The following is an 18,716-nucleotide window of genomic DNA, read 5'->3' as shown; positions in this document are numbered from 1 at the left end:
GCCAGCTCGGTCATGAAGGACTGGCAGAAGCGCATGACCTCCATGTCGGACTTGCCCTTCGGGTCGAAGTCGCAGCCGCCCTTGCCGCCGCCCATGGGCAGCGTGGTCAGGCTGTTCTTGAAGATCTGCTCGAAGCCGAGGAACTTGATGATGCCAAGGTTCACCGACGGGTGCAGGCGGAGTCCCCCTTTGTAGGGGCCGATGGCGCTGTTGAACTGCACGCGGAAGCCGCGGTTGACCTGCACCTTGCCGTTATCGTCCACCCAGGGCACGCGGAACATGACCACGCGCTCGGGCTCCACGATGCGCTCGAGGAGGGAGGCCTGCTCGTATTCCGGATGGGCCTCGATGACCGGCTCCAGGGACTGGAGCACCTCGGTGACGGCCTGGATGAACTCGGGCTGCTCGGCGTTCTTCGCCTTCACCTGCTCGATGACGTTCTCGACGTAACTCAATGCGGACCTCCTTGACGTATCGGGGCGCCGCGGTGCGCGCACGCCCGCTGGCTTCTGGCCGCATTATAGGATGCGCCTTCTGCGAGACGATGAGTTTTTAACTGACAGGAAACAAAGGGGACCGCCGGACGCGGATGGCGGCGGTAAACGGAATCAGAGGGAGGCGTAGACCTTGGAGGAGGGCACGTTCAGGGCCGTCAGCAGCACGACCCCCACCGAGCCCCGCTCGGGGGCGTAGACGATGTGGGCTCCCTCGGCCCCCTCCCCGAGCCCCGGCTCAGCCTGATCGTCGTCGGTGACGATGACCGCCTGGAACCCCTCGATAGTGGCCAGGCACGACAGGCGCGGCACAAGGCAGACGAGGGACTGGGCCCCGGCGTCCGTCAACGTGCGGCGCACCTTCTCCAGCTGCTTCTTGGAGGCGTAGTAGTCGATGGCCACAACGCCGATCTTGCGGTCGCCGGCCATGAGGATGGTGGGCTTCTCGTAGCGGCGCAGATCGGCGGCGTCCAGGGTGATGACGCCGGCCCCCTTCTCCTCGTAGAGCGAGCGCACGTCCGAGGCGTACACGGGCCGCTCGCGCATGGACAGCGGCAGTCGCGAGAGCTCGGAGAGCACCATGGCCCCCAGGCTCGTGGGCTCCTCGGCCCCGATAGCCTCGGGATCCACGGCCGGACGCAGGGCGTCGAGGCTGTCGAAGGTGCCGTCGTAGACGATGGCCGTGTAGCCCTTCATCTGCCCGAAGGCGTCGTCCACCACCGAGGCGGCCACGTTCCAGGAGCGGCCTGTCTCGAAATAGCGCAAGAGCACGCTGCCGCCGAGAACGACGAGCAGCGCGAAAACCAAGAGGGCCACTTTTTCCCGCGTGCGTTTCTTCATAGCCCTTAATTATAGCGAACCCCCGCCGGAGCGAACCCGACGGGGGCCGATGTCCACGAGATGGGCGGGGCAACGTTAAGCCACGGGCGGCCTCTTCGCCTCTTCCAGCATGCGCTTGACAAAGCGGCCCGTATAGGAGCCCTCCACCTCGGCCACCTGCTCGGGAGTGCCGCTCGCGATGATGGTACCGCCCTTGTCGCCGCCCTCGGGACCTAGGTCCACGATGTGGTCGGCGCACTTGATGACGTCCAGGTTATGCTCGATGACGAGCACGGTGTTGCCGGCGTCCACCAGACGCTGGAGCACTTCCAGCAGCTGGCGCACATCCTCGAAGTGCAGGCCCGTGGTGGGCTCGTCCAGGATGTAGAAGGTCTTGCCGCTCTGGCGCTTCTGCAGCTCGCTCGCGAGCTTCACGCGCTGGGCCTCACCGCCCGAGAGCGTGGTGGCCGGCTGGCCGAGGCGGATGTAGCCGAGACCCACGTCGAAGAGCGTCTGCAGCTTGCGGCGGATGCCCGGGATGTTCTCGAAGAAGACGAGCGCGTCCTCCACGGTCATGTCGAGCACTTCCGAGATGTTCTTGCCGCGGTAGGTCACCTGCAGCGTCTCGCGGTTGTAGCGTTCGCCGTTGCACACCTCGCAGGGCACGTACACGTCGGGCAAAAAGTGCATCTCGATCTTGATCTGGCCGTCGCCCTTGCAGGCCTCGCAGCGGCCGCCGCTCACGTTGAACGAGAAGCGCCCCGGGGCGTAGCCGCGGGCCTTGGCCTCCTGCGTGCTGGCGAACAGGGCGCGGATGTCGTCCCACAGGCCGATGTAGGTGGCCGGGTTCGAGCGCGGCGTGCGGCCGATGGGGCTCTGGTCGATGTTGATGACCTTGTCGAGCTTCTCGAGGCCCGTGATCTTGCGGTAGGGCCCGGTGCGGCGATGGGCGTGGTTCAGGCGATTCGCCAGGGCCGGGGCCAGGGTGTCGGTGATCAGGGAGCTCTTGCCGGAGCCGGACACGCCGGTGATGACCGTCAGCGTGCCGATGGGCACCTCCAGCGTGACGTTGTTCAGGTTGTTCTCCGTGGCGCCGGTCATCTTCACCGACCCGCGCTTGGGGCGGCGCCGCTCGGCGGGCACCTCGATGCGACGGCGGCCGGCCAGGTAGTCGGCGGTGATGGAGCCTTCCGTGGCCATAACCTCGGCCGGGGTACCCGCGGCGATGACCACGCCGCCGTGCTCGCCGGCGCCCGGCCCCATGTCCACCACGAAGTCGGCCGCGCGGATAGTGTCCTCGTCGTGCTCCACGACGACCACGGTGTTCCCCAGGTCGCGCAGGCGCTCCAAGGTGGCGATGAGCCGCTCGTTGTCGCGCTGGTGCAGGCCGATGGAGGGCTCGTCCAGGATGTAGAGCACGCCCATGAGCCCGGCGCCGATCTGGGTGGCCAGGCGGATGCGCTGGGCCTCGCCGCCCGAGAGCGTGGCCGTGGCCCGCTCCAGGGTGAGGTAGTCCAGGCCCACGTCCACGAGGAAGCGCAGGCGCTCGCGGATCTCCTTCACGATGGGGACGGCGATGACCGCTGCCTGGCCGGTGAAGTGCAGCCCCTCGAAGAAGGCCAGCGACTCGGCCGCCGACATCTCGGTGACGTCGTGGATGGACCGGTCGTTCACCGTGACGGCCAGAATCTCCGGCTTCAGGCGCTGGCCGCCGCAGGTCTCGCAGGGCACGGTGGCGAAGTAGGCGGCCAGCTTCTCGCGCTGGGCGTCGGACTGAGCCTCGGCGTAGCGGCGCTTCACGGCCCCGATGACGCCCTCCCACTCGATGAACCAGTAGGTGTCACGGCCGTCCACCGTGCGGTAGTCCACGCGCACCTTCTCGTCACCCAGGCCGTGCAGGATGGCCTTCTGGGCCTTCTTGGGCATGTCCTCCCAGGGGGTGTCGGCATCGGTGCCCACGTGCTCGGCCACGGCGCGCAGCACCTGGGGATAATAGTTGCCGCTCTTGAAGGGGGCGATGACCCCCTCGTTCAGGGTAAGGGAGGGGTCGGGCACCACGAGCGAGGCGTCCACCTCGTCGCGGCTGCCGATGCCGAGGCAGTCGGGGCAGGCGCCGTAGGGGGCGTTGAAGGAGAAGTCGCGGGGCTGGAGCTCGTCCATGGAGTGGCCGTGCTCGGGGCAGGCCAGGGCGAGCGAGAACAGGTGCTCCCCTTCTCCGAGGCCGCCCGTGGCCCCGGAGGAGGTGACGCCGGCCTCGCCGAGCGGGTTGCCATCGGGCCCGAGCACCTGCACGAGCACGCGCCCGCTCGCCAGCTTGCAGGCCAGCTCCACGGCCTCGGCGATGCGGCTCGTGGCCGACTCCTTCAGCGTGACGCGATCCACCACGACATCGATGAAGTGCTTGATCTTCTTGTTCAGCGTGATGGGCTCGCCGGTCATCTTCACGATCTCCCCGTCGATGCGCACGCGGGAGAAGCCCTCCTTCTGCAGGTCGGCGAAGAGCTTGGTGAACTCGCCCTTGCGGCCGGTCACCACCGGCGCCATGAGGATGGCCTTGGTGGCCTCGCCCTGGGCATCGTCTCCCAGACGGAGAATGTCGTCGGTCACCTGGTCGGTGGTCTGCTTCTTGATCTCGCGACCGCACTCGGGGCAGTGGGGCACGCCTACCCGCGCGAACAGCAGGCGCAGGTAGTCGTAGATCTCGGTGGTGGTGCCCACGGTGGATCGGGGGTTCTTCGAAGTGGTCTTCTGGTCGATGGACACGGCCGGCGACAGGCCGTCGATGGAGTCCACGTCGGGCTTGGACATCTGGCCCAGGAACATGCGGGCGTAGCTGGAGAGGCTCTCCACGTAGCGGCGCTGGCCCTCGGCGTACATGGTGTCGAAGGCGAGGCTCGACTTGCCCGAGCCGGACAGGCCCGTGATGACCACGAGCTCGTCGCGGGGTATGGTGAGATCGACGTCCTTCAGATTGTGCTCGCGGGCGCCCTTGATCACGATTTCATTTGCCATAGATCGCTTCGTTTCCTTCGCGACGTAGCGCAGCGGGCGCCCTGAGGGGAGGCCCGCTGCGCAGCTTCTAGTTTTCGCTGGTTATTTTAGTGGGCACCGGGCCGTCGCGCCAGCCTTAAAGGGAACTTTTGTTCGCCTCCATGGAATCTTCGCAGGCTCGCACCACGGGCCGTGGCACCGCACTGGGCGGCACGGCCGACACCCTCAGCGGAGGCCGGTGCGGCCGACCGCCCGGCTCGAACGCCCCTAGGCAAGGGCCGGCGCGGCGTCCTCGGCGACTACCTCGGACGGCACCTCATCCAAGGCGGCCAGCTCGGCATTGCGCCTCTTGTGGAAGCGGCGCAGGGTCAGGCGCTTCGACTTCTTCCGCACCCGGGCCGTGCGCACCGTGGCCACGACGAAGGCGCAGGAGGCTGTGAGCACGAGGGTCATCACAGCGAACACGACCACGTAGGAGGTGGCGCCGAGCAGGGCCCCGCACAGAAGCCCGGTCACCGCCGAGCCCGCGTAGGCCACGAGGTTCACCGAGGAGAGAATGGCCGACACCTGGAGCACGTTCACCTCCAGCAGCAGCATGCGCAGGGCCGTGGCCAGAGCCGCCCCCATGGCCAGGCTGAACAGCCCGCAGGCCGCCATGAAGGCCCCTTCGGCGCCCGTGGCCACGAACAGGGCCAGGGCCGCGACCGAGGCCGTGGTCACTCCCATAGAGGCCACGAGTGCCTGCTTGGGCCGAAAGCGCTGCACGAGGGGACCGCCGAGCACCGAGGGGGCCATGGCGAGGGCCAGGATGACCGAGCCGGGCAGGGGCGAGGTGGCGCCGAAGCAGCCGTAGGCGATGGGCGCCGAGAACGACTGGAAGAAGCAGCCCACCATCCACGTGGACAGGTACACCACGGCCACGGCAGCGAACAGGTGCCGGCAATCGTGGGGAATGAAGATGCGCGGTCGGATGGAGGCCCGCAGCGAGACGGTGCGGTCGAGGGGCTCGTGGACGAAGTTCACGAGGAACAGGCACAGAACCAGGATCGCGATCATGACCCCGTAGATGACCGTCAGGTCGGGCACGAGGTCGTACAGGACGCCCACGCCGATGGAGCCGACCATGATGCCGAACATGGCGCCGCAGCTGGCCACCGTTGATCCCCAGATCAGGTGCTTCTCCCCCACGCAATCAATGACGAGGGAGGATACGGCGCTCATGCCGAGGCCGGCGGCCAGCCCCTGCACGAAACGGGCGGCGAGCACGTCGGCGCCGCTGCCTGCCCGCAGGAACATGATGCAGCCGAAGACGGCCAGCATGACGGTGAGGCTGGCCACGGGCACGCGGCCGAGGGAATCGGACACGCGACCGGCCAAAAACAGCGTCAGGCTCACGCCCGTGAGATAGGTGAACATGGTGTTGGAGATGTCGGCCGTCGTGAGCCCGATGGTGACCTGGTAGTCGGCATACAGCGGAATGGGCACCGCCGTCGATGCGAAAATAGCCAGAAAGGCGAAGGTCGCCAGGATAAAACCGCGCAGGGACTGAGCGTCCGTCAAATGCGCCTTGTGCATTGCCATCCTCCATGGGTCCAACGTGCCAGCCTTAGAACCTTTCGGGAGGTCACCCCCGAGAAGGTGCGAGCAGTATGAACCCCCGGAGCGCGGAATTCAAGGGGAAACGCGAAGTTCGCCGCTCAGCGATGAAACGGCCCCATTGGGCGCGAAAACGGCAATCCACCGCAACCGCCTGCCGACGGCGGACGGCGCAGGGCCGGGCAAACACCGATTTATGTTTCTTCTGGCATACGTCAAAAGGGGCATAACCATAAGATGATCCCATGAACAGAGCAGCGACACGGGAACGTATCATGGAATTGGGCGCCGAGATCCGTCGGCAGCGCAAGGACCAAGGTTTGTCCCAAGACAAGCTCGCCAAGATGATCAGCACCGATCAGGCCCATATCCATCGCATCGAGAAGGGCCAGCACAATCCCAGCATCGCCATGTACATAGCCATCGCCGACGCCCTCGATATGGAACTGCGCGACCTCATCACGTTCTAACCGAGATGCTGGACTGAGGCATTCCCCCACTCCCATCCCACATCGGCAATCCCCCGCGCGGGTCGTTTCGCCATAGCCGCCGCATCCCCCACTCGCTTTTCGCACCGGCGATCCTGCGAATCATTCTGCCTTGATCGTTATGGGCAGCGGGGCCATAGGTCTCCCTAGCGGGGTCCTGGAATCAGAAGCCGCGCTACAGGATGGCGTGGCCGGCGGTCTGCATGAGATAGGGAATGTAGGCGAGCACGACGAGGGCCGCCCAAAACAGCATCTTCGCCTTCTTGCGACTCATGGCTCCTCCCTTCAGCGGCGGCCCGGCTCAAGGCCGGGCCCTTGGCAACCTTTGGGAGCATCTTCCCACGGATGCGACACCGGGCGCCTTGCACGGGACAACCGTAGGAAGCGAGCAACCGCATCGAAACATCCGCGCCACGGGGCCGTTTTCGCGCCGTAACGGAAGGGCATATCCCGCGAGCAGGACGCGAGAGGGCCGCGAGAAGACCGTCTCGGTGGAAGATGCCGCCACAGCGGCATCGGCGCAACGGCGCGCACGAATGCGCCAGCCCCTCCCCCACAACTGAGCGCTGAGCGGCCGACCTCAGGTGGGACGCTGATGGAAGCGCGAACTCAGGCGAGGCGCCAACGGGCGGCGGGACTCACGCCCGGGGATGGGCGAGGCCGTGAACGCGCTTGAGGCGGTCGGGGCTCACGTGGGTGTAGATCTGGGTGGTGGACAGGCTCGCGTGGCCGAGCATGTCCTGGACGCTGCGCAGGTCGGCATCACCATCGAGCAGCTCGGTGGCGAAGGAGTGGCGCATGGCATGGGGCGACAGGCTCTCGTCGAGGCCAGCGGCCCGCAGGGCCCGCTTGAACATCTTGCGGATGCTGTCGGCGCTCAAGGGACGGCCGCGGTTCGACACGAAGAAGAACTCGCTGGCCTGCCCCTGGAGCAGGGCCGGCCGCGCCTCGCTCAGATAGCGCTCCATGGCCCGCGCTCCCTTCCGGGACAGGGGCACGATGCGCTCCTTGGACCGCTTGCCGAACACCTTTACCTCGCCGGCCGGGAAATCGACCCAGGCCGCGCGCAACCCCGCCGCCTCGGACACGCGGGCACCGCAGGAGAAGAGGAACTCGAGCAGGGCCGCGTCCCGCATCTCGGCAGGCGTCTGCTCCCGGGGGGCGCCGTCGGCATCCATCTCGCCGTAGACCGCTAGCAGGGCCGCCATATCGTCCCGGGCGATGGTCTTGGGCAGCCGCCGCGCAGCCTTGGGGGCCTGGACGACTCCGGCCGGGTCGTTGGCGGTGACGCCGGCGCGATTCGCCCAGCGGAAGAACGAGCGCAGCGAGGACAGATGGCGCTTGATGGTCGTGCGGGCGTAGCGGGCCTGGTCGAGCTCGGCCAAATAGCGGCGCAGCTGGCGGTAGGACACCTCCCAGGGGGCAACGCCGCTGCGGTGGGCCCACGCCAGGTAGGCCCGCAGATCGTCGCGGTAGGCCCGCACCGTGTGGGCCGAGGCCCCCTGCTCCACGGCCAGGGCGGTGCAGAACCGCTCCACGTCACCGGCACCGGGCAGTTCGGGCTGCTCCTCGGCCGTCATGGCGCCATCAGGCCCGCGGCCTCGAGGGCGGCGCGGTAGCCGTCGAGGGCCGCCGAGGCCCGGCGAGCGTAGGCGCCGTAGCGCTCCCGCTTGTTGCGCACCGGCGGGTCGAGGGGCCGCAGGATGCCGAAGTTCACGTGCATGGGCTGGTAGTCCGCCGTGGCCGGGTCCGTGGCGTAGGCCAGAAGCGCCCCCCATACCGTGTCGGGCGGCAGCGGCGGCAGAGCGCGCCCGCGCAGGCCGGCCGTCACGGCCAGGGCAACATGGAGCCCCGAGCGGATGGCCTCGCAGTACCCCTCGGTGCCGGCCAGCTGACCGGCCACGTAGATCGGCGCGCCCAGGGCCCGGGCCTCATCGGAGACGAGGCGGCCGTGACCGTCCAGCAGGCGCGGCGCGTCGAGGAACGTGTTGCGGTGCATCACGCCGTAGCGGGCGAACTCGGCCTGCTCCAGGCCAGGGATGAGGCGGAATACGCGGCGCTGCTCCGGGAAGGTGAGGTTGGTCTGGAAGCCCACCAGGTTGTAGCTCTGGCCGCAGGCGTCCTCGGCCCGCAGCTGGAGGGCGGCCCAAGGGCGGCGTCCCGTGCGCGGATCGGTGAGGCCGACCGGCTTGAGGGCCCCGAAGCGCGGTGCGTCGCGGCCGGCCCGGGCGATCTCCTCGATGGGCTGGCAGGCCTGGAACAGCTCCCGGCTCTCGAAGTCCTTGGCGATGACCCGCTCGGCGCCGAGCAGCTCGTCGACGAAGCGCTCGTACTCCTCCCGGGAGAACGGGGCGTTCAGGTAGTCGCCGCCGGCGCTGGCATCCTCGTAGCGGCTCTGGCGGAACACGCGCTCCCGATCGATGGAGTCCGCCATCACCACCGGGGCCGCGGCGTCGTAGAAGGCCAGGGCGCCGCGGCCGGTCAGAGCCATGAGCGCCGAGGAGAGCCCGTCGGAGGTGAGCGGGCCGCTCGCCAGGACGACCGCGTCGGCCCCGCGGGCGAGCGCGGCGATGTCCGTCGCCTCCCGCCGCACCACCTCGATGAGGGGATGGGCCTCCACGCGCTCGGTCACCGCCCGGCTGAACAGCGTCCGATCCACGGCCAGGGCACCGCCGGCCGCCACGGCCGTGGCCCGGGCCTCCTCCATGAGCGGCGAGCCGAGGGCCGCCAGTTCCTCTTTCAGCAGTCCCGCCGCACTGTCGGGCTTGGTGCTCTTGAGGGAGTTCGAGCAGACGAGCTCGGCCAGGCCCCCCGTATGGTGCACGGGGGTCCGGCGCTCGGGGCGCATCTCCCACAGGCTCACCGCGATGCCGCGATCCGCCAGGTCGAGAGCCGCCTCGCTGCCGGCCAGACCGCCGCCTACTATGTTCACATGGTACGTCATGGCTCAACAGGATACCAAATAACGGCACGGCCACCCCCGTCAATCCGGCGGCGCTCCCCCAGGACGTCGCGATCGCGCGGCTCATGGGCGGCCTCCTTCCGGCGCGGGCACCCGCGGCCCGTAGCGGCCGTCCGGGTACTGGGCGATAAGGCCGTCCCGCTGGGCCGTGGCGAGCCAGACCATGAGCCACGGAAGCTCCCCTCCCGCCGGACCGTGGGCCCGAGCAAGAGATCGCAGCTCCTCCATACCGAGGGGCTCGGCGGCCAGAGCGGCGAGCAGGGCCTCCTCGCCGCTCTGGCCCGGAGGCGCCCCATCGGAACCCTCCTTCTTTTCTCCTTCCGCCTCTGGCTCCCTCAGGCACCCGTAGGTGAGGAACAGGGCGTCGGCGAAGCTGTCGTCGTCGATGATGGGCAGGGCGCCCTGGTAGAGCAGGCGGTTGGCACCGCGGGAATTCTCAGAGGTGATGGCCCCCGGCACCACCCACACCTCCCGTCCGGCGGCCAGGGCCTCGTCGGCCGTGGAGAAGGTGCCCGAGGGCAGCCCGGCCTCCACGATGAGCGTAGCGCGCGCGAGCCCCGCAATGAGCCGGTTGCGCTCGCGGAAGGTGTAGGGCTGGGGCGGGAAGTCCCAGGGGCGCTCGGACACCACGGCCCCGCCGCCGTCGACGATGCGCTGGAACAGGCCGGCGTTCTCGGCGGGATAGAGCTGGTCGCAGCCGCCCCCGAGGAAGGCCACGGTGGGGCAAGCGGCGGCCAGGGCCGCCTCGTGGGCCACCGCATCGCAGCCCCGGGCGCCCCCGGAGACGATGGGAATGCCCCGGGCGGCAGCGGCCGAGGCGAAGCGCCGAGCCGCCGTACGGCCGTAGGGCGTCGCCCGGCGCGCCCCCACCACGGCGAGCCCCGGGCGCAGAGCCGCAGGATCGCCCACCCCGTAGAGACGCTCGGGGGGCCGGGGACAAGCCTTGAGCAGGGGCGGGAACGCCCCGTCGTCCCTGGCGAGCTCGAAGCGCTCGCCGGAGAGCCTCATGGATAACACGGGCATGTCAGCAACCTCCTATTCCGTCGCGGACGCGGTAGCTCACCGCCTCGGCCAGGTGCTCGCACCCCACCGTCTCCGCCTCGTCCATATCTGCGATGGTGCGCGCCACCGACAGGGTGCGCACGATGGCCCGGCCGCTCATGGAGTGCAGCTCCGCCACGGACACGAGAAACGACCGCGCCCCGTCGTCCAGGGCGCATCCCTCGACGCTGAGCGGCGCCCGACGGCCCGTCGCCCCGCCCGCGCGCCGTGCCGCGAAGGCGCGGCCACGGAGCACCCCCTCCCGCAGGGTGGCCGAATCGAGGCCGCCCTGGGGCGAGAGCACGACGCTCGGCGGCGTGCGCCGCACATCGAGGTGAATGTCGATGCGATCCATGAGCGGACCGCCGATGCGATTCTGGTAGGCCCGTATCTGGGGCACGGTGCAGGTGCACTCGTGACGGTCGTCGCCGAAGTAGCCGCAGGGGCAGGGGTTCGCCGCGCCCACGAGCATGAAGCGGGCCGGGAAGACCACGTTGCCGTCGGCCCGGGTGATGGTGACCGCCCCGCTCTCCAACGGCTGGCGGATGCCCTGGAGCACCGATGACCGGAACTCTGGCAGCTCGTCGAGGAAGAGGACACCATGATGGGCCAGGGAGATCTCCCCGGGGCGGATGGGGCTGCCCCCGCCCACGAGCCCCGCGAGGGAGGCGCTATGATGCGGGCTGCGGAAGGGGCGCTCGCCGGCGATGACGGCGGCGATGGGCTCGCCGGCCACCGAGTGCACCACCGCCGCCTCGAGGGCCTCATCGGGATCGAGGGGCGGCAGGATAGAGGGCATCCGGGAGGCGAGCATGGTCTTGCCGGCGCCGGGCGGCCCCATCATGAGCAGGCCGTGACCGCCGGCGGCTGCGATCTGGAAGGCGCGCTTCGCCCCCTCATGGCCCGACACCTCGCGATAGTCCGCCGCCCCCGACGATTCCGAAGCGCCCCGGCCGCGACGGTGGAGACACAGGCACCGGGCCGCCCCGCCCTCCCCCGCCGCCGCATCGAGACGGTCGATGGCGAGGATGCGCACGCCCTCCAGGGGCACCGGGTCGCTGTCCCGGGCGCAGACGAAATCGAGCTCGCGGGAACGGGCGCAGATGCCGCAGGCCAGGGTTCCGGCCACAGGGCGCACGGTGCCGTCCAACGACAGCTCCCCCACGTAGAGGGTGTCCCGGGCCCAAGCCGGATCGATCTGGCCGGTGGCCACGAGGATGCCCAGGGCGATGGGCAGATCGAAGCCCGAGCCGGTCTTGCGCAGATGGCTCGGCGCCAGGTTCACGACGATCTTCTCCCCCGGCATCTTGAAGCCGGCGGCGCGGATGGCCGCCCGCACCCGTTCCCGGGCCTCCTGGATGGCCGCGTCCGGCATACCGACGATGGCCATGCCCGGCAGGCCCCCGGAGACCACCACCTCCACGGTGACGGGCACCACATCGACTCCGCGCACGGTGGCGCTCATGACCGCGCATTGTCCGAAGGCCATGACTCAGCCCGCCGAGTAGGCGCCGACGTGGTGGCTCACGAAGGCGCGGTCCTCGGGCAGCACGGTGATGGCCACCACGTCGAAGCGCACCACGGCCTCGTCGAAGAAATGGTCGGTCACATAGGCGAGGGCGATTTTCTCGTAGCGCTCGCGCTTGGCCCGGCCCACGGCCTCGGAGGGCAGCCCGTGGGAATCATCGCGGCGCGTCTTCACCTCGATGAAGACGAGGGTCGCCTCGTCGGCGGCGATGATGTCCGCCTCGCCGGCGAAGCAGGTCCAGTTGCGCTCGAGGATATGGTAGCCCCGGGCCTCGAGGAAGCGGACGGCCGCATCCTCCCCCCGAGCCCCGAGGGCCCGGTTGCGCCGCCCGCGCGGCTCCCGGGCCGCGGCGGCCGCCGATCCGCTCGCAGTCGTCTTCCCCTTGGACGACGACCGCCGGGCGGCGGACCCCGCAGCCCCCGGCGATGCCTTCCGCGGGGAGGATTTGCGTCTCCGCGGCTTATTCTCGCCCTCGGCCGGGGCGGCGTGCTTCCCTGCGTCGGCGTGCTTGGCCTGGCGGCGCTTCTTCACGGGCGCCGCAGCGCGGCCGGCGGCCGCTTCCTCTATCGTGACCATGAGGTGTGCTCCTTTCTCGGTAGGAGCACCCTACTCTCCCAAAGTCGCACTTATGTCGCGGGAAAACCGCCGATGACTCCCGCCGCGCACCGCCCCGGCACCGTCGCCGAACCGCCCGCAGGCCGCCGCCGCGTCCCCGAAGGGCCGCTCCCACGCCGCCCGCGAGCCGCCACGACCCCGCCCCGAACACACCTGCGAGCCATCCGCCGGACCGCGCTCTCGCCCCTCGGGGCCGCTAGAAGAGGCTCTCCTGGGTGAAGGAGGTACAGAAGCTGCGCCGGTGGATGGGGGTGAGCCCGCGCTCGCGAATGGCCGCCAAGTGCCCCTCGGACCCATAGCCCTTGTTCCCCGCGAAGCCGTAGCCCGGGTACTCGGCGTCGTAGGCCTCCATGAGGCCGTCGCGGGCCACCTTGGCCACGATGGAGGCCGCGGCGATGGAGGCGCACTTCCCGTCGCCCTTCACCACGTTCACCTCCCGCTCGTCCAAATGGAGCGGATTGCCGTCCAGAAGCACCACGTCCACGGCCACGCCGGCCGCCTCCACGGCGGCGATGGCGGCCCGAAACGCCCGGCGCAGGGAGGCGGTCATACCGTCGCGGTCGATATCGGCCGGCTCCACGTACTGCACCGTCCACGCCCGGGCCCGCTCGCGCACGGCGCCCGCGATGGCCTCGCGGTCCTCCGGCCGCACCTGCTTGGAGTCGTTGAGCCCGGCGATGACCTCCTCCCCCAGGACGACGCCGCCCACGGCCAAGGGACCGGCCAAAGGACCGCGCCCCACCTCATCGAGGCCGAGGACCACCCGCCCGCCCCGCTCGGCGGCCAGCTGCCGCTCGAAGGCGTACATACCCGCCAGCCGCTCCGCCTCGGCGGCCTCAGCCTCGAGGCGACGGCGCGCCACCTCCACGGCCTGGCGCACCCCTTTGCGGGTGTCGGCCACCAGCGAGCGCTCCAACACGGCGAAGGCAGCCGCGTCGGCGTGCTGGAGCTTGGCGCGTATCTCGGGGACGGTCAGGTCGATCACCGGGCTCTCCTCTCATCGTCGGCAGGGCTGCGACCCGCGCCGGCCGCGGGTCCGCCCAAGAAAAAGGGCCCCCGAAGGAGCCCTTGGCAGTACACGGAAGTTGCGCCCTAGCGGAACGACTTCTCCTTGATCTTGGCGGCCTTGCCCACCTTGTTGCGCAGGTAGTACAGCTTGGCGCGACGCACATCGCCGCGACGGGTCACCTCGATCTTCTCGATCTTCGGGGAATGCACCGGGAAGGTACGCTCGACGCCGATGGAGAAGCTGATCTTGCGCACGGTGAAGGTCTCGCGGACCGAAGCGCCCTGGCGGCGGATGACATCGCCCTGGAACACCTGGATGCGCTCGCGGTTGCCCTCCTTGATGCGATAGTGGACCTTGACGTTATCGCCCACGTTGAACTCGGGGAGGTCCTGCTTGATCTGCTGCTGCTCGATAGCGCGAATGATATCCATTGCCTTTTCCTACTCTATACTTCCAGTGGTCTTGCGATTTCATCTTGTTATGGACGCGATTTGACAGTATATCGCCACTAGTGCGCCCGCGCAAGGAAAATTTCCCCGCCATTCCGCGAAAATCCACGGGAACGGTCGAGGGGCGCCGGTCGGACGCGGCGGGCGCGGTCTTAGGCGTGACGGGGAGCCTCTTCCTCCACGATGACGAACTCCTCGTCGCCCTCGCTCTCCTGGGCCACGAGCATCTGCTCGAACATGGACGCGGTCTGGGAGAAGTCGCTCGGCAGCACCACGGTGGACTGGCGGCCGTTGCGGGCGAACTCGCTCATCATGTCGGTCCACTGGGTGAAGATGAACAGCTGGTTGGCCTCGGCCGCCGACACGCCGGAGCTCTTGATGACCGCGAGCGACTCGGAGATGCCGTCGGCGATGGCCTTGCGCTGGGCGGCGATGCCGCGGCCGGCCTGCTCCATGGCCTCGGCGCGGGCCCGGGCCTCGGTGACCACCTTGATGCGCTCGGCCTCGGCGAGGGACTGGGCCGCCTCCTTCTCCCGCTGGGCGGAGTTGATGCGGTTCATGGACTGCTCCACGTCGGCGGGCAGGTCGATGGCGGTGATGAGCGTGCTCACCACGTCGTAGCCGTAGGCGGCCATGAGCTCGGACACCGTCTGGTTCACGTCGGAGGCGATGGCGTCCTTGCGGTCGAACACCTCGTCCAAGGTGTACTGGGGCACGCTGGAGCGCAGGGCGTCGATGAGGTAGGAGCGCATCTGGGCCGTGGGGTTGGCCAGCATGTAGTAGCTGCGCCACACGCCGGAAGGCTGCCCCTGGACCGCCGGCTGGGCGCTCACGCGGTACTGGGCCGCGATGGCCATGGTGACAGTCACGTTGTCGCGGGTCTTCGCGTCGATGGTGAACTGCTCCTGGCGGGTGCGCATGTCCACCTTGGCGGCCACCACCTCGAAGACGGGGATCTTGATGTTCAGGCCCGCGCCCACGGTGCGGTTGAACTTGCCCAGCCGCTCGATGATGTAGACGTTCTGCTGCGGAACGATGAAGAAGATCTGCGGTGCGAGCAGGACGAGCAGGACGATAAGGATGCCAAGGAGGATCATGGGCGGCCTCTCTTTCTCTCAGTTGCGCGATGGGGATATTGGTGGCAGTATACCATTGGAACCCGAGAGAAAGAGGCCCCATGACCGATCCCGCCCGCGCCGCCCTCGTCCTCATCGACATGCAGAGGGGCTTCATCGATGCCGAATCGCCCCTGTGCATCGCCGGGGCCGCGACCACCGTGCCCGCCTGCGCCCGGGCCCTCGAGGCCGCCCGGGCCCACAGCATGCCCGTCTTCCATGTGCGGCGGGAGTATGCCGCCGACGGCAGCGACGTGGAAGCGGTGCGCTACCGCACCTGGGCCGAGGGCGGCCGTCCCCTCTCGACGGCGTGGCCCGACAGCCTCGCCTGCCCGCCGGAACTTGAGCCCGCCCCCGGCGAGCCCGTCGTCACGAAGCCGAGCTGGTCGGCTCTCTTCGGCACCGACCTGGCGACCGAGCTGCGCCGCCGCGGCATCGCCACCCTCGTCCTCGCGGGAACGACGACGCCCAACTGCGTGCGCTCCACGGCCTACGACGGGCTCGCCCTCGGCTTCAATGTGGCGGTCCTGGGCGATGCCACCTCCTCGCGCAGCCCCGAGGCGCAACGGGCCAACCTCGCCGACATGGCAACGGTGGGCATCCAGATCCTCTCGACCGAGGAGTTCGCCGGCGGCGGCCCGGAGTGCCTGGGCGACACCGAGGGGGCGGTGGCCCGAGCCGTGGGACCGAGCCGGACGACGAGCCCGGTACCCGGAAAGAACCCCGCCGGCGACGACCACGGCGCCCCCGCCGGCGCGACGACCCCCGCCTCACCCGACAGCGCCCGGCGCGACGACCGAGCGGGCGCGGAGCTGCCCGTAGCGGCAGACGCCCCGCGGCTCGCCTCCATCGAGACCGTCTCGACCGGCTGGATCAACAAGTACCACCTGCGCTACACGCTGCCCGACGGGCGCCCCTACGCCTACGAGGGCGTCTCCCGCAAAGGACCGGCGGCCTACGCCGCGGCGCTTTCGGCCCTCGGAGCCGGGGCGGCCCCGGTGCCCGACGCCGTGTGCATGGTGCCGATCCTGCCCGACGGCTCGGTGCTGCTCATCCGGGAATTCCGCTATCCGCTGAACTCCTGGTGCATCTCGCTGCCCGCCGGCCTCATCGACGACGGGGAGGATCTGGCCGCGGCCGTGGCCCGGGAGCTCGCCGAGGAGACCGGCTACCGGCTGCGCACCGACGTGGCCGAGCCCCTGCGACCCCTCCCCCAGCCCGGCTTCTCCTCCACGGGCATGGCCGAGGAGAACGTGCAGGTGGTCTTCGCCCAGGTGGAGGCCGCCGGCGAGGCGGCGCCCGAGGCCGGCGAGCTCATCGAGCCCTTCATTCTGGCCCCCGACGAGATCCGCCCCTTCCTGGACGGCAGCACCACCCCCATCGGCACCCGCTGCCAGCTCATCCTGGAAATGCTGGCCTCCTAGGAGGACCCGCACGGCCCGCAGCGGCCGGGCACCCCCCGCGCGCACGAACACGGCCGCCATTTCCCTTCTCGGGAAGCGCTCCCAGCCGTCGGGCGTGCGCGGGCCCTAGCCCCGCGCGAAGCAGTCGCGCTCGAGGAGGTCGAGGAAGTCGTCGGAGATGTAGATCGGCAGCTTCGCGCGGGTCTTGTCGCTCTTGAGCGGCCGGGCCGGGTCGTCGTACTCCACAAGGGCGTTGCAGCTCCAAACGACCCCGAGCAGGGCGTTCACCATCACGTAGGCGGGCAGGCGGCCGTCGAAGGAGCCCCGCGGGAAACGGCCATCCACGGCCTCCCAGTAGTCAGCGACGAAGCGGGCCCGCGTTTGCCCGTCGAAGATGACGTCGGTGTCCCAAATGGTGCTCGTCGGCGAGAGAAAGTAGGCCACATCTTGGGCCGGCTCTCCGATCACGGGCTTCTCCCAGTCCACCATGGTGCCGCGGCCGTCCGGGCCGATGAGGAAGTGGGAGGGCACGGCCTCGGTATTGAGGATGCGGCCGGCGTCCGCTCCGGGCTCCGGTGCCGCCGCCACGGCGGCGCGGGCCCGCTCGACCAGACGCCGCACCCGCGCGACCACAACCGGCGCGGCGCGGTCACTCGCCTCGTAGGCGGCGAAGAGCCCCTCGCAGGCGGCGAGCTGGGCCGCCAGCGGATCCCGGGGTCGCAGGAGCGGGCACGCGGGGGCAACGGGGGTGCTGTGCACGTCGGCGAGCACCCGGGCCGCCTCGCGCACCTGGGCCGGATCGGCGCAGTCGAGCCAGGCCCCCTCGACGAAGGATTCCACGAGCACCCCGTGGCCGGCCGCCGTCCCGGCGCTGTCGACGAACAGGGCCGTCGGCACCCGACCGCTCGGGGCCAGGGCGCGCAGGGCTCCGTACTCGTAGCCGATCTGGTCGGCGAGCCCCAGCTGGCTCGCGTAGTTCAGCCGCAGCACGAAGAGCCGCCCCGCCGCCGTGAGCCGGAAGTTCGCGTTGTGCTCCCCGGCGGCCAAAGGCTCCACGGTCAGCTCCGCGTCGGAAGCGAGCCCGAGAGCGCGGGCCAGGTCGGCGTTGCCCTCCACATAGGCGCGGGCCTCTTCCCCACTCGTCGGCTCCCCCATGGCGGCTCCTCTCCGATTCGTTAGTAGACTATATCTAATAGTTGTTGCATTATACTATACCGAGAAGAGAACCTGCGGAACGCCCGAAACGCGACAAGGCCCCTGGGGGGTGCTCCGGCCCCGCCATCCCGCCGTGCGTTCTCCCACAGAGAAAGGATTCCCCGTGAAGAAGGTCATCATCGATTTCGACAACACCCTGGGCGTGCGCGGCTGCGACGTGGACGACGGGCTCGCCCTCTTGTACCTGCTCGGAAACCCCGAGCGCTGCTCCGTCGAGGCCGCGTGCACCTCCTACGGCAACGCCGATCTGGCCACGGTGGACGGCAACACGCGGCGGCTCTTCGCCGAGCTGGGGCTCGACATCCCCGTTTTCCGGGGCGCTGCGGAGCCGGGGGATACCGTCACCGAGGCCGCCCGCTTCCTCGCCGAGGCCGCTGCCGCGGCCCCTGGAGAACTCTCCATCCTCGTCACCGGTTCCACGACGAATCTGCTCGGGGCGGCCCGGGCCGACAGCAACTTCTTCGACAACGTCGCCGAGATCGTTCTCATGGGCGGGGTGACCGAGAGCCTCGTCATCAACGGCCGTATCATGGACGAGCTGAACCTGTCCTGCGATCCAGAGGCCACCCTCGCCATCCTCGCCTCGGGAGCGCCCGTCGCGGTGACCACGGCCCAGGCCTGCCTGGCGGCCCACGTCACCCGCGCCGCCCTCGCCGGCGCCTTCGCGGCTGACAGCTGGCTTATGCGGGCCATCGACTACTGGTTCGCCGACATGGAGGGACGCTACGCCTGGGACGGCTTCGCCGTATGGGACCAGGTGGCGGCGGCGATGGTCATCAAGCCGGAACTCTTCGAGCAACAGGCCTTCCCCGTGACCCTGAACCGGCGCTTCCTGGCCGCGGGCTACCTGGAACGGGCGACGGCTGCCGCGCCCCAGGCGACCATCGCAACGCCGGTCATCGCCGACCCGGCCGCCTACCTCACCGATGCCGTGGCGGGCTGGTCCCGGGCCTGCGACCGACTGGGCCTGGCCCGCTAGCCCGGAGGGAGC

At 69.6% G+C, this 18,716-nt stretch carries 16 protein-coding genes; 3 read left to right on the top strand and 13 right to left on the bottom strand.

The genetic code is table 11. The annotated features are described in order from the left end of the window. The 4 genes from ACTOXK_RS05095 to ACTOXK_RS05080 all read right to left on the bottom strand — a co-directional run. A partial coding sequence (locus ACTOXK_RS05095) for a Glu/Leu/Phe/Val dehydrogenase dimerization domain-containing protein (RefSeq protein WP_482279865.1) occupies positions 1–455 on the bottom strand: 455 nt, incomplete at its 3' end. Between the two features lie 153 nt (positions 456–608). Further along, positions 609–1,334: a hypothetical protein gene (locus ACTOXK_RS05090; RefSeq protein ID WP_482278162.1), complete on the bottom strand. Its 726-nt coding sequence runs from the start codon at positions 1,332–1,334 to the stop codon at positions 609–611. Between the two features lie 75 nt (positions 1,335–1,409). Next, positions 1,410–4,325, bottom strand: coding sequence for an excinuclease ABC subunit UvrA (gene uvrA, locus ACTOXK_RS05085; protein WP_482278161.1), 2,916 nt, complete (start codon positions 4,323–4,325; stop codon positions 1,410–1,412). Between the two features lie 246 nt (positions 4,326–4,571). After that, entirely contained in the window at positions 4,572–5,879 is a 1,308-nt protein-coding gene (locus ACTOXK_RS05080; RefSeq protein WP_482278160.1) for an MFS transporter, read from the bottom strand. A gap of 266 nt (positions 5,880–6,145) precedes the next feature. Here ACTOXK_RS05080 and ACTOXK_RS05075 point away from each other — a divergent pair, with 266 nt between their 5' ends. Beyond that, positions 6,146–6,370, top strand: a complete 225-nt coding sequence (locus ACTOXK_RS05075) for a helix-turn-helix domain-containing protein (protein WP_135971300.1) — start codon at positions 6,146–6,148, stop codon at positions 6,368–6,370. A gap of 656 nt (positions 6,371–7,026) precedes the next feature. On the opposite strand, the gene ACTOXK_RS05070 is transcribed toward ACTOXK_RS05075, so the two are convergent. The 8 genes from ACTOXK_RS05070 to ACTOXK_RS05035 form a co-directional block, all read right to left on the bottom strand. Further along, the gene (locus tag ACTOXK_RS05070) at positions 7,027–7,968 is read right to left on the bottom strand and encodes a tyrosine recombinase (RefSeq protein WP_482278159.1); all 942 of its coding nucleotides are present in this window, start codon (positions 7,966–7,968) and stop codon (positions 7,027–7,029) included. Next, positions 7,965–9,320 carry a methylenetetrahydrofolate--tRNA-(uracil(54)-C(5))-methyltransferase (FADH(2)-oxidizing) TrmFO gene (gene trmFO, locus ACTOXK_RS05065; protein ID WP_482278158.1) on the bottom strand — a complete coding sequence of 452 codons (1,356 nt, stop codon included), beginning with the start codon at positions 9,318–9,320 and terminating at the stop codon, positions 7,965–7,967. Before trmFO ends, ACTOXK_RS05070 begins: the two co-directional genes overlap by 4 nt. 93 nt (positions 9,321–9,413) lie before the next feature. Beyond that, positions 9,414–10,373 carry a DNA-processing protein DprA gene (gene dprA / locus ACTOXK_RS05060; protein ID WP_482278157.1) on the bottom strand — a complete coding sequence of 320 codons (960 nt, stop codon included), beginning with the start codon at positions 10,371–10,373 and terminating at the stop codon, positions 9,414–9,416. A 1-nt stretch (position 10,374) separates the two neighbouring features. After that, positions 10,375–11,856, bottom strand: coding sequence for a YifB family Mg chelatase-like AAA ATPase (locus ACTOXK_RS05055; protein ID WP_482278156.1), 1,482 nt, complete (start codon positions 11,854–11,856; stop codon positions 10,375–10,377). A 27-nt stretch (positions 11,857–11,883) separates the two neighbouring features. Beyond that, the gene (locus tag ACTOXK_RS05050; protein WP_482278155.1) at positions 11,884–12,495 is read right to left on the bottom strand and encodes a YraN family protein; all 612 of its coding nucleotides are present in this window, start codon (positions 12,493–12,495) and stop codon (positions 11,884–11,886) included. A gap of 235 nt (positions 12,496–12,730) precedes the next feature. Then, entirely contained in the window at positions 12,731–13,516 is a 786-nt protein-coding gene (gene rnhB, locus ACTOXK_RS05045; RefSeq protein ID WP_482278177.1) for a ribonuclease HII, read from the bottom strand. A 110-nt stretch (positions 13,517–13,626) separates the two neighbouring features. Beyond that, the gene (rplS, locus tag ACTOXK_RS05040; protein WP_135971576.1) at positions 13,627–13,974 is read right to left on the bottom strand and encodes a 50S ribosomal protein L19; all 348 of its coding nucleotides are present in this window, start codon (positions 13,972–13,974) and stop codon (positions 13,627–13,629) included. A 170-nt stretch (positions 13,975–14,144) separates the two neighbouring features. After that, the gene (locus tag ACTOXK_RS05035) at positions 14,145–15,089 is read right to left on the bottom strand and encodes an SPFH domain-containing protein (protein WP_482278154.1); all 945 of its coding nucleotides are present in this window, start codon (positions 15,087–15,089) and stop codon (positions 14,145–14,147) included. 80 nt (positions 15,090–15,169) lie between these two features. Between ACTOXK_RS05035 and ACTOXK_RS05030 the strand changes: the two genes are divergently transcribed. Continuing rightward, positions 15,170–16,531: an isochorismatase family protein gene (locus tag ACTOXK_RS05030; protein WP_482278153.1), complete on the top strand. Its 1,362-nt coding sequence runs from the start codon at positions 15,170–15,172 to the stop codon at positions 16,529–16,531. Positions 16,532–16,636: 105 nt separating this feature from the next. Here the strand turns inward: ACTOXK_RS05030 and ACTOXK_RS05025 are convergent, their stop codons facing one another. Next, entirely contained in the window at positions 16,637–17,665 is a 1,029-nt protein-coding gene (locus ACTOXK_RS05025; protein WP_482278152.1) for an aminoglycoside phosphotransferase family protein, read from the bottom strand. Positions 17,666–17,828: 163 nt separating this feature from the next. Between ACTOXK_RS05025 and ACTOXK_RS05020 the strand changes: the two genes are divergently transcribed. Beyond that, positions 17,829–18,704, top strand: coding sequence for a nucleoside hydrolase (locus tag ACTOXK_RS05020; protein WP_482278151.1), 876 nt, complete (start codon positions 17,829–17,831; stop codon positions 18,702–18,704). The last annotated feature ends 12 nt before the right edge of the window (positions 18,705–18,716 follow it).

It is taken from the genome of Adlercreutzia sp. (assembly GCF_056795635.1).
Note: the sequence above shows the minus strand (reverse complement) of the source record. Positions and strands in the feature narration are given on the sequence as shown.

What these genes read in the sequence shown, in the direction of transcription:
- rplS (WP_135971576.1), bottom strand. Translation starts at nt 13,974, where the DNA reads ATGGATATCATTCGCGCTATCGAGCAGCAGCAGATCAAGCAGGACCTC.
- ACTOXK_RS05050 (WP_482278155.1), bottom strand. Translation starts at nt 12,495, where the DNA reads ATGGTCACGATAGAGGAAGCGGCCGCCGGCCGCGCTGCGGCGCCCGTG.
- ACTOXK_RS05090 (WP_482278162.1), bottom strand. Translation starts at nt 1,334, where the DNA reads ATGAAGAAACGCACGCGGGAAAAAGTGGCCCTCTTGGTTTTCGCGCTG.
- ACTOXK_RS05055 (WP_482278156.1), bottom strand. Translation starts at nt 11,856, where the DNA reads ATGAGCGCCACCGTGCGCGGAGTCGATGTGGTGCCCGTCACCGTGGAG.
- ACTOXK_RS05070 (WP_482278159.1), bottom strand. Translation starts at nt 7,968, where the DNA reads ATGACGGCCGAGGAGCAGCCCGAACTGCCCGGTGCCGGTGACGTGGAG.
- ACTOXK_RS05075 (WP_135971300.1), top strand. Translation starts at nt 6,146, where the DNA reads ATGAACAGAGCAGCGACACGGGAACGTATCATGGAATTGGGCGCCGAG.
- dprA (WP_482278157.1), bottom strand. Translation starts at nt 10,373, where the DNA reads ATGCCCGTGTTATCCATGAGGCTCTCCGGCGAGCGCTTCGAGCTCGCC.
- ACTOXK_RS05030 (WP_482278153.1), top strand. Translation starts at nt 15,170, where the DNA reads ATGACCGATCCCGCCCGCGCCGCCCTCGTCCTCATCGACATGCAGAGG.
- uvrA (WP_482278161.1), bottom strand. Translation starts at nt 4,325, where the DNA reads ATGGCAAATGAAATCGTGATCAAGGGCGCCCGCGAGCACAATCTGAAG.
- ACTOXK_RS05080 (WP_482278160.1), bottom strand. Translation starts at nt 5,879, where the DNA reads ATGCACAAGGCGCATTTGACGGACGCTCAGTCCCTGCGCGGTTTTATC.
- ACTOXK_RS05025 (WP_482278152.1), bottom strand. Translation starts at nt 17,665, where the DNA reads ATGGGGGAGCCGACGAGTGGGGAAGAGGCCCGCGCCTATGTGGAGGGC.
- ACTOXK_RS05035 (WP_482278154.1), bottom strand. Translation starts at nt 15,089, where the DNA reads ATGATCCTCCTTGGCATCCTTATCGTCCTGCTCGTCCTGCTCGCACCG.